Genomic DNA, 13,726 nt, shown 5'->3' on the forward strand with positions numbered 1-13,726 from the left:
GGTGAGCAGCGACTCCTCCGCCACCGAGGGCCTGGATTACCACGCCCTCAACGCGATGCTGAACCTGTACGGTCCGAACGGCGAGATCCAGTTCGACAAGGATCGCGAGGCCGCGCGCCAGTACTTCCTGCAGCATGTCAACCAGAACACCGTCTTCTTCCACAACCTCGACGAGAAGCTCGACTACCTCGTCGAGGAGAACTACTACGAGCCCGAGGTCCTCGACCGCTACAGCCGGGCGTTCGTGAAGAAGCTGTTCCAGCAGGCATACGCCAAGAAGTTCCGGTTCCCGACCTTCCTCGGCGCGTTCAAGTACTACACCTCCTACACCCTCAAGACCTTCGACGGGAAGCGCTACCTGGAGCGCTTCGAGGACCGGGTGTGCATGGTCGCGCTGACCCTGGCCGCCGGTGACGAGCAGCTGGCCCGGGAACTGGTCGACGAGATCATGGCGGGCCGCTTCCAGCCCGCCACCCCGACCTTCCTCAACTCCGGCAAGAAGCAGCGCGGCGAACCGGTGTCGTGCTTCCTGCTGCGCATCGAGGACAACATGGAGTCCATCGGGCGCTCCATCAACTCGGCGCTGCAGCTGTCCAAGCGCGGCGGCGGAGTCGCGTTGCTGCTGAGCAACATTCGCGAGCACGGCGCGCCGATCAAGAAGATAGAGAACCAGTCCTCGGGCGTCATCCCGATCATGAAGCTGCTGGAGGATTCGTTCTCCTACGCCAACCAGCTCGGCGCGCGGCAGGGCGCGGGCGCGGTGTACCTGCACGCCCACCACCCCGACATCTACCGCTTCCTCGACACCAAGCGCGAGAACGCGGACGAGAAGATCCGCATCAAGACGCTGAGCCTGGGCGTGGTGATTCCCGACATCACCTTCGAGCTGGCCAAGCGCAACGAGGACATGTACCTGTTCTCGCCCTACGACGTCGAGCGCATCTACGGTGTGCCGTTCGCCGATATCGACGTCACCGAGAAGTACTACGAGATGGTCGACGACAAGCGCATCCGCAAGTCGAAGATCAACGCCCGCGAGTTCTTCCAGACCATCGCCGAGCTGCAGTTCGAGTCGGGCTACCCGTACATCATGTTCGAGGACACGGTGAACCGGGCCAACCCGATCAAGGGCAAGATCACCCACTCGAACCTGTGCTCGGAGATCCTGCAGGTCTCCACCCCGTCGATCTACAACGACGATCTGTCCTATGCCAAAGTGGGCAAGGACATCTCCTGCAACCTGGGTTCGCTCAACATCGCCAAGACCATGGACTCGCCGGACCTCGGCAAGACCGTGGAGACCGCGATCCGGGCGCTGACCGCGGTGTCGGATCAGACCCACATCTACTCGGTGCCCTCGATCGAGCAGGGCAACAACGAATCCCACGCCATCGGCCTGGGCCAGATGAACCTGCACGGCTACCTGGCGCGCGAGCGGATCTACTACGGCTCGGACGAGGGCGTCGACTTCACCAACATCTACTTCTACACGATCGCCTATCACGCGATCCGGGCGTCGAACAAGCTCGCCATCGAGCGCGGGCAGTACTTCGGCGGCTTCCCGGAGTCGAAGTACGCCAGCGGTGAGTACTTCGACAGGTACACCGATCAGGCGTGGGAGCCCAAGACCGACCGGGTGCGGCAGATCTTCGCCGACGCCGGCGTGCACATCCCGACCCAGGACGACTGGCGGGAGTTGAAGGCCTCGGTCATGGCACACGGCATCTACAACCAGAACCTGCAGGCCGTGCCGCCGACCGGCTCGATCTCCTACATCAACCACTCCACCAGCTCCATCCACCCGGTGGCGTCGAAGATCGAGATCCGCAAGGAAGGCAAGATCGGGCGCGTCTACTACCCGGCGCCCTATATGACCAACGACAACCTCGACTACTTCGAGGACGCCTACGACATCGGCTACGAGAAGATCATCGACACCTATGCCGCGGCCACCCAGCACGTGGACCAGGGCCTGTCGCTGACGCTGTTCTTCAAGGACACCGCCACCACCCGCGACGTCAACAAGGCTCAGATCTACGCCTGGCGCAAGGGCATCAAGACCCTCTACTACATCCGCATCCGCCAGATGGCGCTGGAGGGCACCGAGGTCGAGGGCTGCGTGAGCTGCATGCTGTAGAAAATCGTTGTGCCAGGGGCGCTTCCGGTCTCGCCGGAGGCGCCCCTCGTCGTCACCGCGTTCGGCGGCATGTCCGGCTCGTCCGTTATTTCGGCATCAACACTCCGTCAGGATTTCGTTCGGGTGCGTGATCGAGGCGTTCTCGCCGGTCAGGATGGTGGTGGCCCGGCATGACGCCGGTGCTGCGGCGCGAGGAGGGCACCGCCCGTCGCGTCGGCCGTGCGAGCCGTGCCAGGGAGGCGACCGTGAGAGCGACACTGACCGCGCGCTTGGGCGCCCTGGCCGGGATCGGGCGCGGATACGTGGCGCCGGTGGATTGGCGGCGGCGCGCGGCCGGATTCGCGGTGGCCGCGGTGGCATTGCCGGTGCTGACCGGGATCTTGGTCGCGCTGCGCGCGGAGCTGTCGCTGCTGGGCGACATTCTCGTCTTCCTGTTCTCCGTCGCCGCCGTGTCGCTGGTGGGTGGGCGGCTTCCGGCGCTGATCACGAGCGTCGCCGGATTTCTGCTGCTCGCTTACTATTTCGCGCCGCCGATCCATTCGTTCGCGGTGGCCGATCCGGAGAATGTGCTGCTCCTGGTCGGCTATCTGGTGGCCGGTGCGGTGCTCGACGCGCTGATCGAACGCGTGATCCGGCGGTCCCGAAGCGCCGTGGGTCCGGTCGACGCGGTGGGTGCCGTGCCGGAGACCGATCGGGTGCGCACCGCGCTGCTGACGGCCATGGGGCACGATCTGCGCACGCCGCTGGCCGCCGCGCTGGCCGCCGTCGACGGGCTGGCCAGCGACGACGTGCACCCCAGCGAGGACCAGCGCCGCGATCTGCTCGACGTGGCGTCGGTGTCGCTGCGCAAACTCGACGGGCTGGTCGACAACCTGATGGCGCTGAGCAGACTGCGCGCCGGAACGCTCCCGGTCGCGGCCCGTCCGGTCGATGTCACCGAGATGCTGGAGTCGACCATCGCCGACCTGGGTCCGGCCGCGATCGCCGTGCGGATGCGCGCGGCCGCCGAACTGCCGCAGGCGGCGGTGGACCCGGCCCTGCTCGATCGGGCGCTGACCAACCTGATCCGCAACGCGCTGCACTATGCGCCCGGCGACAGCGGGGTCCTGGTCACCGCGAGCGCGTTCGACGATGCGGTGCAGATCAGGGTGATCGACCACGGCCCGGGAATCCCGGCGGCGCAGCGGGAACGGATCTTCCAGCCGTTCCACCGGCTGCACGATCGCGACAACCAGACCGGGATCGGCCTGGGACTGGCCCTGGCCCGCGGGTTGGTCGAAGCCATGGGCGGCGGGCTCACACCGGATGACACCCCGGGCGGCGGGCTCACCATGATCGTCACGCTGCCCGCGGTGCGACCCGCCCCGCCCCGCCCGCCTCGATCGACGATTTCGCCCCGGCGGCGCGTCGGAAGTGATTGAGCAGTAAACTGCGTGCAGAGAGTGTGCGTCAGCTGCGGTGGTTCGCCGATTCCGCAGGTGGCAGCGTTCGCCGAGGGGCGGGCGGCGTTTTGTCGAGCGGCCGAGGATGAGGAGGTGGGTTGCTGTGCGTAGCGAACCTCCTAGTCGAAGGCCGCGCGGCACCCTCCCCGCATTCGGCCGGTAATTCGGCAGCGGCGGGGTCGGTGCCTCGCGGTGTGATCCGGTGTTTCGATCCGTTCACCATCGACTCGCTCGTGCCGAGGACTGCCATGTCGCCTACCGATCTGTCCACTGCCGTTCCCACGCTCACCCCCGAGACCGCGCCCGCCGAATCGCTGCGCGGCATCGTCGAGGATCGCCGTGTCGACGCCACGCTGCAGTGGCTGGACCAGCATCCACCGCACCTGATCGCCGACGAGCTGGCGCGCATGGACGCCCTGCACGCAGGGATGGCCTTCCGCCTGCTCGACAAGGACCGGGCGCTGACGGTGTTCGAGGAGCTCGAACCGGTCGATCAGCAGCAGATCCTCACCGGCCTGCGGGATCAGAGCTTCCGCGAGCTGATCGAGGGCATGGACCCCGACGACCGGGCCCGCATGCTGCGCGAGGCGCCCGCCAAGGTGGCCAAGAAGGTGCTGGCGGGCCTGAGCCCGCGGGAACGGCGGATGACCGCCGCCCTGCTCGGCTACCCGGAGGGTTCGGTCGGCCGCTATATGACGCCGGAGGTCGTGGCGCTGCCCCGGGCCCTGACCGTCGAGCAGGCGCTGCGGATGGTGCGCGCGAAGGGCGCGGGCGCGGAGACGGTGTACACGCTGCCTGTAGTCGACGGCGGCCGTCGGCTGATCGGCATCGTGGAGCTGCGCGAGCTGGTGCTCAGCGCCCCCGAGTCCATGGTGGCCGATCTGGTCGTCACCGAACCGGTCTTCGCCCGCGCCACCGATTCGGCGGAGAAGGCGGCCCGGTTGATGCGCGAGACCAATGTCATCAACCTGCCGGTGGTCGACAGCGAGGACCGCCTCGTCGGTCTGCTGACCATCGACGACGCCGTCGAGGTGATCGAGGCCGCCGACAGTGAGGACGTCGCGCGGCAGGCCGGCGCCGCGCCGTGGGCCGGACATTACATGGCCGCCAAGGTATTTCAGCTGGCCCGGTATCGGGCGATGTGGCTGCTGTTGCTGCTGGTGGCGGCGACGCTCACGGTGACGGTCACCGATATGTTCGAGGCGACGCTGTCGCAGGCCGCGCATCTGGCGCTGTTCATTCCGCTGTTGATCGGCGCCGGTGGCAATGCGGGCGCGCAGGCGGCGACCTCGTGCGTGCGCGCCCTGGCGGTCGGGGAGGTGCGGGTCTCGGATCTGCTGCGGGTGATCTGGCGCGAACTGCGGGTGGGCCTGGTGCTGGGCTCGATGCTGGCGCTGGTCGGCATGATCATCGGCGCGATCTTCGTCGGGGCGCAGATCGCGGTGGTCGTGGGCCTCACGCTGATCGTCATCTGCGGGTGGGCGGCCACCATCGGCGGCACGATGCCGCTGCTGGCCAAGAAACTGCGGATCGATCCGGCGGTGATCTCCGCGCCGATGGTGACCACGCTGGTGGATGCGACAGGCCTGGTCATCTACTTCACGACGGCCAAACTCGTGCTGGGCATCTGAGCGGATTTCGCCGCTGTAGGATCCGATGACCCGTCATGCGTGGGGGTGCGGGCGTGTGGATCACCCCACGCTCGTCGGCATTCTCGCAGGAGCGCGAAGACACAAGGTCTTGTGCTGCACAAGGTTGTCGGACACTAGTAGTAGTGTTCTGGGTGAGCGAAATCCGCAAGGTCCGGCGAGGTGAGAAGGGTGAGTGAGCGGGGCGTGAAGCTGATCGATCGAGTGTCTGCGATCAACTGGAACCGAGTACCCGACGAGAAGGATGCCGAGGTCTGGGACCGGCTGGTCGGCAACTTCTGGTTGCCGGAGAAGGTCCCGGTGTCCAACGACATTCCGTCGTGGAACACGCTGAACGCGCAGGAGAAGCAGCTGACCATGCGCGTGTTCACCGGCCTGACCCTGCTGGACACCATCCAGGGCACGGTCGGTGCGGTGAGCCTGATCCCGGACGCGCTGACCCCGCACGAGGAGGCGGTGCTCACCAATATCGCGTTCATGGAGTCGGTGCACGCCAAGAGCTACAGCTCGATCTTCTCCACGCTGTGTTCCACCCGCGAGATCGACGACGCCTTTCGCTGGTCGGAGGAGAACCCCAACCTGCAGCGCAAGGCGGAGATCGTCCTCGAGTACTACCGCGGTGACGAGCCCCTGAAGCGCAAGGTGGCCTCCACGCTGCTCGAGAGCTTCCTGTTCTACTCCGGCTTCTACCTGCCGATGTACTGGTCCTCGCGCGCCAAGCTCACCAACACCGCCGACCTGATCCGCCTGATCATCCGCGACGAGGCGGTGCACGGCTACTACATCGGCTACAAGTACCAGAAGGGCCTCGAGCAGCTGTCCCAGGCCGAGCGTGACGAGCTGAAGAACTACACCTTCGAGCTGCTGTTCGAGCTGTACGAGAACGAGGTCGAATACACCCAGGACCTCTACGACGAGGTCGGCCTCACCGAGGACGTCAAGAAGTTCCTGCGCTACAACGCCAACAAGGCCCTGATGAACCTCGGCTACGAGGGCCTGTTCCCCAAGGACGAGACCGAGGTCAACCCGGCCATCCTGTCGGCGCTGTCCCCGAATGCCGATGAGAACCACGACTTCTTCTCGGGTTCGGGCTCCAGCTACGTCATCGGCAAGGCCGTGAACACCGAGGACGAGGACTGGGAGTTCTGATTCCGGCCACAAGCCTGCCGCAATGACGAATGACGGCGGCGGATTCTCCCGCCGCCGTCGTCTGTGTGCCAGCAAGATCGATGCTGGACAACGGCTTTCGAGTAGGGGTTGTTATTTCAAGGTCATGCATTATGTAAGTGGTTGCGATGCAACAAAATTCGTCAACCGGGTACATCATGATCACGAAATATTAAGCGTCCCTTTGAGTTAGGCTAGCCATTCTTCACTCCTGCGTAGTTCGGCGCGTTGTACCTTGAGATCCTCTCGGAGGAGCGTGCTCGCCGAGCGTGCGGTGCGAATCCTCCGAGCAACACAGCAGGAGGTATGACGATGGCACCAAGAAATTTACGAGCCTTGACTCTGATGGCCGGAACGGCGCCGCTCGCCGCGGCACTGATAGCGCTTCCGGCGGCCCCGGCTCAGGCCGCCGAGGGAGATCTGCGCTGCTCGGCGTCGGTCAGCATCGCCTTCCAGCCGCCGCTGGTGGCAGGCGGCAGGTCCGACGCGCAGATCGGCGGCAATCTCCGCGACTGCACGTCCCCCAACGGCCGGAATCCCGACCTGACCTCCGGCACCCTCGCCGGATCCGGTTCGGCGACCGCGACCCCGAATATCTTCCTCCCGTGCGGCGTCTCGCCCAGCGGCAACGGCACCGGAACGATCACCTGGTCGACGGGCGCCACCAGCACCGTCTCGTGGGAGGTCTCGGGCATGACGTTCTCTGCGACCGTGACCGATGGCAAGTTGGCGGGTGACGCCATCACGGCAGCGGTGAACGGGCTGCCGCAGACCACCTGCGGCCCCCAGGGAGGCCTGGCGAACGCGACGGTCCCGGCAACCGTGGCCTTCGACTGACCACCGCGTCGACCGGCGAGTGATCGGGCAGTACCCGCCGTGCGACGCCGAAGGCCGCCCGCATCGCGAATCGCGCGGGCGGCCTTCACCTGTCATCTGCCCCGATCAGGCGCGGTCGAACGCGCCGTCCTTGACACCAGCGGTGAACGCATCCCATTCGACGGAGGAGAAGACCAGTGCTGGGCCGTCTGGATTCTTCGAGTCGCGGATGCCGACCATGCCCCCGCCCAAGTGAGCCACCTCTACGCACGCTTTGGTGTCTTTGCTTCGGCTGCTCTTGAACCACCGCGTCCCGGACAGGTCAATATTCACCCTCTGTACTCCTCCGCTACCGCCAGGATGCGTTGCCTGGACTGCGTCGGATCCAACGCTACCTGTCCGATGCGGCCTAGAGCATCCCGATATTGCTTGACATCCCCCTCACTCTCCAGGTAGAGGTCACCGACGTAGCCCTCCACATAGACGACGGGGGGTTCTTCCGACTTGGTGGAAGCCAGTATCGGGAACTCCAGCAGCGTGCACGAAGACACAATGGGGCCTATGGGATTCGTGGCCTTGAAAGGGACAATCCCGATGGTGATGTTCGAGAGCTCGGATAGGCTGGCCAGCTGGGTCAGCTGTTCCTCCATCACGGCATCACTGCCCACCTGGTTGTACAGAACCGCCTCGGACAACAGCACGATCAGCCGGAATTTGGAATCTTGCAGGCGCTGTTGGCGATTCGTAGCGACCTGGACTCGTCGCTCGACTTCGTCGTGTGTCCAGGTCGGGTTCTCCGTCCAGGCGAGCACGCGACGATAGTCGGGGGTCTGCAGCAGACCCGGTACGAGATTCGTAGCCCAGATCGTCAGCCTGTTCGCCGAATCCTCCAGGCTCAGGTAGTGATTGAAATCCGTTGGGATTTCGTCCGCGAATCCCCGCCACCAACTCTTCTGGGCTGTACGAAGGTCGTGGGCCAGCGCGAGTAGGGTCCGGCGTTCCGGGGCGGTGCATTTATAGGCATCTGCCCAAGTATTGATCCAGAGGTCACCCACCTTTGCTTTCACGCCGTCCTCGATGCGGCCGACGGTTTGTTGTGACGTGTCGACGAACTGAGCCGCCGCGTACCTGGTCAGCCCAGCACGTTCGCGGTACTGCGCCAGGAGGCGCCCGAGAGCCCTTGCGGCAAGGGTAGATCCAGCCATTGCTTAGCCTCGCTAGTGAAGGAACTGGATTTTGGAAGTATCCGGTTTGGAAGCGTGAAGCCTAAACGTAGCTAGTCTGAAAGTTTGGCATAGGTGTAGCTGGAAGGCCAGCTTGGATCTTCCAGGCTGGCAGGGGACAGGAGTATTACTTGGGACAACCCCCGGTAGCCGGGATGTACCAACCGCCTTCGGATACAGCGAAGTCCAATCATCTTCCTGTGGAGGGTGGCGCAGGCCCCGGCTACCGGTGGATCGATCAGCACAGCGAAATTGGAGGTGATGGAAGTGATTTCGGATGGCCTGCCAGTAGTCGGTCGTAAGTCCAGTAGTTCGGATATGCACCACCGCATTCCGGGAAATGCGATGTCGCCGGAGCGGATGCATATCGAGCTGCGCCATGAACGGCATGCGGAGTGCACGCTGGATACCTGTGACATGAAACGGTTCTGCTGGATTCGGCTGATCGAGATGGGGCACTTGCATCCCGGGGATTCGCCTGCCGAATGTCCCGCGTGCGGGCCGGCGGCGTGATTGCGAGGTGAGGCTCTCATGGGTCACGGGACGGGAATCGTGATGTCGAACAGTCCGTTTCCGCCGAAACATCTGCTCCTGCAAGCCTGTCGAAGCGGTGCACAGGGCGACCATCCGCTGTTGCGATCTGCCCACGAATTGACCGTGTTGCATGAGCGGCGGCTGAGTGCGGTGGGGGGTGACGTCGACGAGATCGACCGTGAGCGAACATGTTTGGTGCGAGAGGTCGATCGGTGGGTGATCGCCCATCTGCCGCCTGCGTGCGGCGGCGCCTCGGTCCATACCGAGACGATGGGTGCGGTGGTGGACCGGCTCGCCCAGTACACCGCGTGCGCGTATGCGGCGCTGGCCAGCTCCGGGGATTGGGATCTGTTCGATGCTTGGGAACGGCTCGCGGAGCTGGCGATCGGATATGAGGATCTGGCCACCGACCTTCGCACCGGCCGCCGCCGACTGCCGGGTGGTCCCTGAGACTAGCCCGCGGTGCCGCGGCGTTCCGGCAGTGGCCTGCCCTCGCGGATCGCGGTGATCAGGTCCGCTGTCTCCCTGGGCCAATCCGCGACACCGGCCAGCCGGTCGGCGATCATGAGGTGCTTGTCCTTGTCGGCCTCGTCCTCGACGTAGAGGGCGCGGGTGGGGGTTTGCAGGCAGACCAGGTCCGGCAGGTCGGGTTGGGCGAAGCGGAGATGGGTGAAGCCGTAGCCGACGATCGCCGGACCGCCGGCCGTATCACGAACCACCTGAACCGTGATGTGCGGCAGGTGGATCAGGTGCGCGATCCGGTCGAGTTGGGCGCGCCAGACGGCCTGCCCGCCGTACGGGCGCCGCAGTGCGGACTCCTCGACGAGCAACCACACGCGCGGGGCATCCGGCACGGTGAGCAGTTGCTGGCGGCGCAGTCGCAGATCGACCCTGCGCTCGATCTCCTCGGCCGTGCAGTTCGGGTGGGCCAGCCGGAGCACGGCTCGGGCATAGCCTGGGGTCTGCAGCAGATCGGGTACGACCGCCTGTTCGTAGCACCGGATACCGTGGGCTATCTGCTCGAGGTCGAGCAGGATCTCGAAATTGTCGGGCAGCCAGTCGCTGTCCTCGCGCCATGAGCTGGGGAGGTTGCCGCGCCGGGCCAAAGTGAGGAATTCGGCCTGCGCCGCGGGGTCGACGACGCGATAGTACGCGAGAAGTCTTGTGAGGTCGCACCGTTGGAATCGGGTGTGTCCCGATTCCAGGCGACTGAGCTTCGACGGCGAGGCGCCGATCACCGCGGCGGCGGTCTCCTGATTGATGCCGCAGGCCTTGCGCAGCCCCCGCATTCGAGCGCCGAGGATTATCCGGGTGGCGATCGGGCCCGCGAGAATTGCGGGCGCGGGCGGCCGTGCAGTGTCCTGCGCAAGGGGCTGCTCGAAGTGCTGGTGCCAGTGTTGCACACCACGAGTGTGGCATGCGGAGGGCCGAAACGGTATGCCCGCCAGCAAATTTTGTATATGCAAATGCAATTGCATCGGTGCGTGCAAATTCGCCGACCGGGTTGGTGACATGTCTTTCGTTGGCCACGAGGATGTTTCGAAGATCATCGGCTTTCGCCCTGTCGCGCCTGGGAACTCGGAGTTCGCTCGACGCGTGCGATCCGGGCGGTCGTGTCGAGACCCTCGATGATGTGGCTAAGTAAGAACAAACTGGTTTGTCTCGCAGGCACTTTCGACTAACAGGCCGTTAACCAGCGAATTGCCATGGATGATCTGCGAAAGTGTTCGCTTATACCCCCCGCGACGGTGTTCGTCCACTTTTTTCGGATCCGCGGGTATGCGTAGACGGCGAATGAACCGCGGGTCTAGCCTTCCCTTGCCATCTCCTTCCGAGGGACGCGCTCACCCCTTCGAAAGCCGTAGGTCCGAACGCGCGCCCAGGAAGGAAATGGCTCGTGGTGAACCACGAGAAGAAGGGCCGGAAGAACCGGAAGGCCCCGTGCGACTGGACTGTCGTGCGGTCTGTCGTCACAGTCGTCGGGGCCGTGGTGTGGGTCATCCGGAAGGTCATGGACGGATAGTCCATGATCGGGCGGGTCGTCGCTGCAACGGCGGCCCGCTCTCCTTCGGCCACCCGTGCCGAAACGGACTTCGGTCCGTCGCGACCCATCGAGCCTACCCGGTCGACCTGCTGCATGTGCATCAACGACGGAGATTGCGACCGGTGTAGGACACGTCATGGAACACTCGCTAGAATTCGAATATGTGTTCGAACGAGGATGGCGAGGTTCCTCGGACCGAAGGCACCGAGCCCGAGCTGCAGTACCCGAATAAGACGGGCTACTACTACCGTGCGCTCGTCCATCCGCCGAAACCGGTCTGGGTCCGGCTCGACGCCATCCTCATCCGCGATCCCGGCATGCCCCGCCACATCAACGGTGCCGGGCTCGATATGACCGGCGAGCGCCCCGGCACCCTGACGCACTGGGTGCCGACGCTCAACGGTGACTGGATGGGCCGGGTCAATTTCTCCGTCCCGTACGCCGACGGCCGCCCGGCGCTGCAGCTGGTGGATCAGCTGGTCCCCGCCTACGCGCTGCGCCCGCGGCGGGGGCGCGAGCAGCCGTGACGCTCAGCCGATCAGGGCCCGGGCGGTGGTGTAGGCCAGCAGGGTCGCGCCGAGTCCGGCGATCACGCTGACCGCCACATTCAGTGCGGCGTAGAGATAGTTGCGCTCCTCGGTCAGGCGGATCGTCTCGTAACCGAATGTGCTGTAGGTGGTCAATGCCCCACAGAAACCCGTCCCGGCCAGGGCGAATGCCGGTGTGGAGACGGTCGCGCCGGTGAGGACGCCGAGTACCAGGCAGCCGGTGATGTTGACCAGCAGGGTGCCCCACGGAAAGCAGCTGTCGTGACGCAGCTGCACGGCCCGATCGACCAGATACCGCAACGGCGCGCCGACCGCGGCGCCGAGGGCGACCAGCAGCACGGTCATGCGACGCCCTTGCGAATCACGCGGCGGCGCAGGGCCGTATACGCCGCGCGGGTGACCCGCACCGCGAGCAGCGTGGCCAGCAGGGCGCAGATCAGCGTCCCCGCCAGATATCCGAAGGCGAGCCCGACCGTGCCGGGCTGCAACAGGCTTCGCATTTCGCCCGCATAGGTGGAGAAGGTGGTGAAACCGCCGAGCACGCCGACAGCCAGAAACGGTCGAAGCAACCGATGAGCTATCCACGCCTCGGTGGTGAGCACCATCAGCACGCCGATGAGAAAGCAACCGGTCACATTGACGGTGAAGGTTGCCCACGGGAAGCTTCCGGACGGAACGGGCCACAGCTGCGACAGCCCGTAGCGGGCAAGCGCGCCGATGCTGCCGCCCACGGCGATCGCGCCCAGCACCGGGCCGCTCTCGCGCAGCGGTTCCCGCCACGGCCGTACGAGATCGGGATCGATCGGCTCCCGGGCCAGCTGTGTAGTCACACAGATCTCCTACTCGATTCATCGCAGGCGCACCTGCATCGGGTAGGGACTGTTGGTGGCACGAGCGCCACGGTTGTTCCGATGTCCGGAGCGGCGAGCCCCACCGCCGCATTTCTCTCAGGATAGCTGAGCGATGCCCGATCAGTCTGTGACGTACCCGTTCAGGGTCGTGCGCAGATCCTCGAGGAGGGCGCGGGCGGCGGTGACGCCCGAACCGTGCCAGATGGTGTCGTCGACGGCGAACTCGCGGCGATCGCTCACGGCGCCGAGCTTCTTCCAGTCCTTGCCCTTCATCACGCTCTCGCCGTGGGATGTGCCGTCCGGTCCGTCGAACATCACATAGACGATGTCGCCCTCGACCTTGGCCCGGTCGTCCTCGGTGGCCAGGCTGTCCACGTCGTAGGAGGGTCCGCGCTGCGCGGTGGGCCGCTGCACGCCGGTGTCGGCGAGCACCTGGCCCGCGAAACTGTCGTCGCCGAGGACCTGAAGATCCTCGGCGGTGAAGCGAAGGACCGACGCTTGCGAGAAGTTCGCCGCAATCGCCGTGCCGGTCTCGCGGGCGGTGGTCCGGTAGTCGTCGAGGATCTTGCCGGCGGCTCCGGCGCGGTCCATACCGTCGGCGAAGGCGTCGAACTGTGCCTGCCAGGGCGCGGCGCCCACCAGGACCGTGGGTGCGATCCCGCGCAGCGCGTCCGCATTCGCCGCGGTCGTGCCGAGGATCAGATCCGGTTGCAGCGCCGCGATTTTCGCCGGATCCGCGCTGCCGATCCCGCCCACGCTGGGAATCTTCATGACGCCGGTGCCGAGATAGGAGGGCTGCGGGCTGGTCCCGTCGAGCGTGGCCGCGCCCACGACCCGCTCCCACAATCCCACCGCGCACACCGCATCCAGGGCCGCGGTGTCCAGCACGACGATGCGTTTCGGGTCGGCCGGAACCTGCGTTCCGCCTGCATCGTGCGTGCCCGCGGCCTGATCGGGGGCGGTGGGCAGCGCGCACGCCTTGCGGGTGTCGCGTTCGATGCCGACCACGGACGCACCGGCGACCTTGGTGGTGGTCCGCACGATGCTGGGGTCGTCGTCGGGCGCGGCGCAGGCCGTGAGCAACGCCACCACGGCCGCCACCCCGATCGCGCCGATGCGTAGCCGCCGAGTGCGGCCGCGGTCGCGAGCTGGGAAGTTGCGGGTGGGGTCGACCTCGATCACCGGCATGCGGGGAAGGGTACACACGCCGTCGGCCCGGCCCAATCGCGACACAGACGACCTCCAATTACGACACAGAGTAGGACCGGGCGCGATGCTTGCGGCAGCACCGATTACGATTCGTCGTAGCGCAAGC

Annotated in this window: 14 protein-coding genes; 8 read left to right on the forward strand and 6 right to left on the reverse strand. The window is 65.6% G+C overall.

Going from position 1 to position 13,726, the window contains the following annotated elements; genetic code table 11:
- Positions 1-55: 55 nt before the first annotated feature.
- The 5 genes from nrdE (at position 56) to IU452_RS30900 (ending at position 7,232) form a co-directional block, all read left to right on the forward strand.
- Complete coding sequence (gene nrdE / locus IU452_RS30880; protein ID WP_228819090.1) at positions 56-2,137, forward strand: class 1b ribonucleoside-diphosphate reductase subunit alpha; 2,082 nt, start codon at positions 56-58, stop codon at positions 2,135-2,137.
- A gap of 245 nt (positions 2,138-2,382) precedes the next feature.
- Entirely contained in the window at positions 2,383-3,558 is a 1,176-nt protein-coding gene (locus IU452_RS30885; RefSeq protein WP_195112733.1) for a sensor histidine kinase, read from the forward strand.
- 269 nt (positions 3,559-3,827) lie between these two features.
- Positions 3,828-5,210: a magnesium transporter gene (gene mgtE, locus IU452_RS30890; RefSeq protein WP_195112734.1), complete on the forward strand. Its 1,383-nt coding sequence runs from the start codon at positions 3,828-3,830 to the stop codon at positions 5,208-5,210.
- 204 nt (positions 5,211-5,414) lie between these two features.
- Positions 5,415-6,377 carry a class 1b ribonucleoside-diphosphate reductase subunit beta gene (nrdF, locus tag IU452_RS30895; RefSeq protein ID WP_195112841.1) on the forward strand — a complete coding sequence of 321 codons (963 nt, stop codon included), beginning with the start codon at positions 5,415-5,417 and terminating at the stop codon, positions 6,375-6,377.
- 363 nt (positions 6,378-6,740) lie between these two features.
- Positions 6,741-7,232, forward strand: a complete 492-nt coding sequence (locus IU452_RS30900; protein ID WP_195112735.1) for a hypothetical protein — start codon at positions 6,741-6,743, stop codon at positions 7,230-7,232.
- Positions 7,233-7,337: 105 nt separating this feature from the next.
- Here IU452_RS30900 and IU452_RS30905 read toward each other — a convergent pair whose 3' ends face one another.
- Entirely contained in the window at positions 7,338-7,544 is a 207-nt protein-coding gene (locus IU452_RS30905) for a DUF397 domain-containing protein (protein ID WP_195112736.1), read from the reverse strand.
- The gene (locus tag IU452_RS30910; RefSeq protein WP_195112737.1) at positions 7,541-8,416 is read right to left on the reverse strand and encodes a helix-turn-helix domain-containing protein; all 876 of its coding nucleotides are present in this window, start codon (positions 8,414-8,416) and stop codon (positions 7,541-7,543) included. Before IU452_RS30910 ends, IU452_RS30905 begins: the two co-directional genes overlap by 4 nt.
- 225 nt (positions 8,417-8,641) lie before the next feature.
- On the opposite strand from IU452_RS30910, the gene IU452_RS30915 reads away from it, so the two are divergent.
- Together IU452_RS30915 and IU452_RS30920 are read left to right on the forward strand one after the other, a co-directional pair.
- Complete coding sequence (locus tag IU452_RS30915) at positions 8,642-8,947, forward strand: hypothetical protein (RefSeq protein ID WP_195112738.1); 306 nt, start codon at positions 8,642-8,644, stop codon at positions 8,945-8,947.
- 120 nt (positions 8,948-9,067) lie between these two features.
- Positions 9,068-9,418: a DUF4254 domain-containing protein gene (locus IU452_RS30920; protein ID WP_228819050.1), complete on the forward strand. Its 351-nt coding sequence runs from the start codon at positions 9,068-9,070 to the stop codon at positions 9,416-9,418.
- Positions 9,419-9,420: 2 nt separating this feature from the next.
- On the opposite strand, the gene IU452_RS30925 is transcribed toward IU452_RS30920, so the two are convergent.
- Entirely contained in the window at positions 9,421-10,371 is a 951-nt protein-coding gene (locus tag IU452_RS30925; protein WP_324192923.1) for a helix-turn-helix transcriptional regulator, read from the reverse strand.
- An 802-nt stretch (positions 10,372-11,173) separates the two neighbouring features.
- Between IU452_RS30925 and IU452_RS30930 the strand changes: the two genes are divergently transcribed.
- Positions 11,174-11,539: a hypothetical protein gene (locus IU452_RS30930; protein WP_195112739.1), complete on the forward strand. Its 366-nt coding sequence runs from the start codon at positions 11,174-11,176 to the stop codon at positions 11,537-11,539.
- Between the two features lie 3 nt (positions 11,540-11,542).
- Here the strand turns inward: IU452_RS30930 and crcB (IU452_RS30935) are convergent, their stop codons facing one another.
- The 3 genes from crcB (IU452_RS30935) to IU452_RS30945 all read right to left on the reverse strand — a co-directional run bounded on the left by crcB (IU452_RS30935) (position 11,543) and on the right by IU452_RS30945 (position 13,599).
- Entirely contained in the window at positions 11,543-11,905 is a 363-nt protein-coding gene (gene crcB / locus IU452_RS30935) for a fluoride efflux transporter CrcB (RefSeq protein WP_195112740.1), read from the reverse strand.
- Complete coding sequence (gene crcB / locus IU452_RS30940; RefSeq protein ID WP_324192924.1) at positions 11,902-12,390, reverse strand: fluoride efflux transporter CrcB; 489 nt, start codon at positions 12,388-12,390, stop codon at positions 11,902-11,904. The genes crcB (IU452_RS30935) and crcB (IU452_RS30940) overlap by 4 nt, the downstream gene beginning before the upstream one ends.
- A gap of 141 nt (positions 12,391-12,531) precedes the next feature.
- Positions 12,532-13,599 carry an ABC transporter substrate-binding protein gene (locus IU452_RS30945; RefSeq protein ID WP_195112741.1) on the reverse strand — a complete coding sequence of 356 codons (1,068 nt, stop codon included), beginning with the start codon at positions 13,597-13,599 and terminating at the stop codon, positions 12,532-12,534.
- Between the last annotated feature and the right edge of the window lie 127 nt (positions 13,600-13,726).

Source organism: Nocardia transvalensis, assembly GCF_015477765.1.
In the GTDB taxonomy this organism is placed as follows: Bacteria; Actinomycetota; Actinomycetes; order Mycobacteriales; family Mycobacteriaceae; genus Nocardia; species Nocardia transvalensis_A.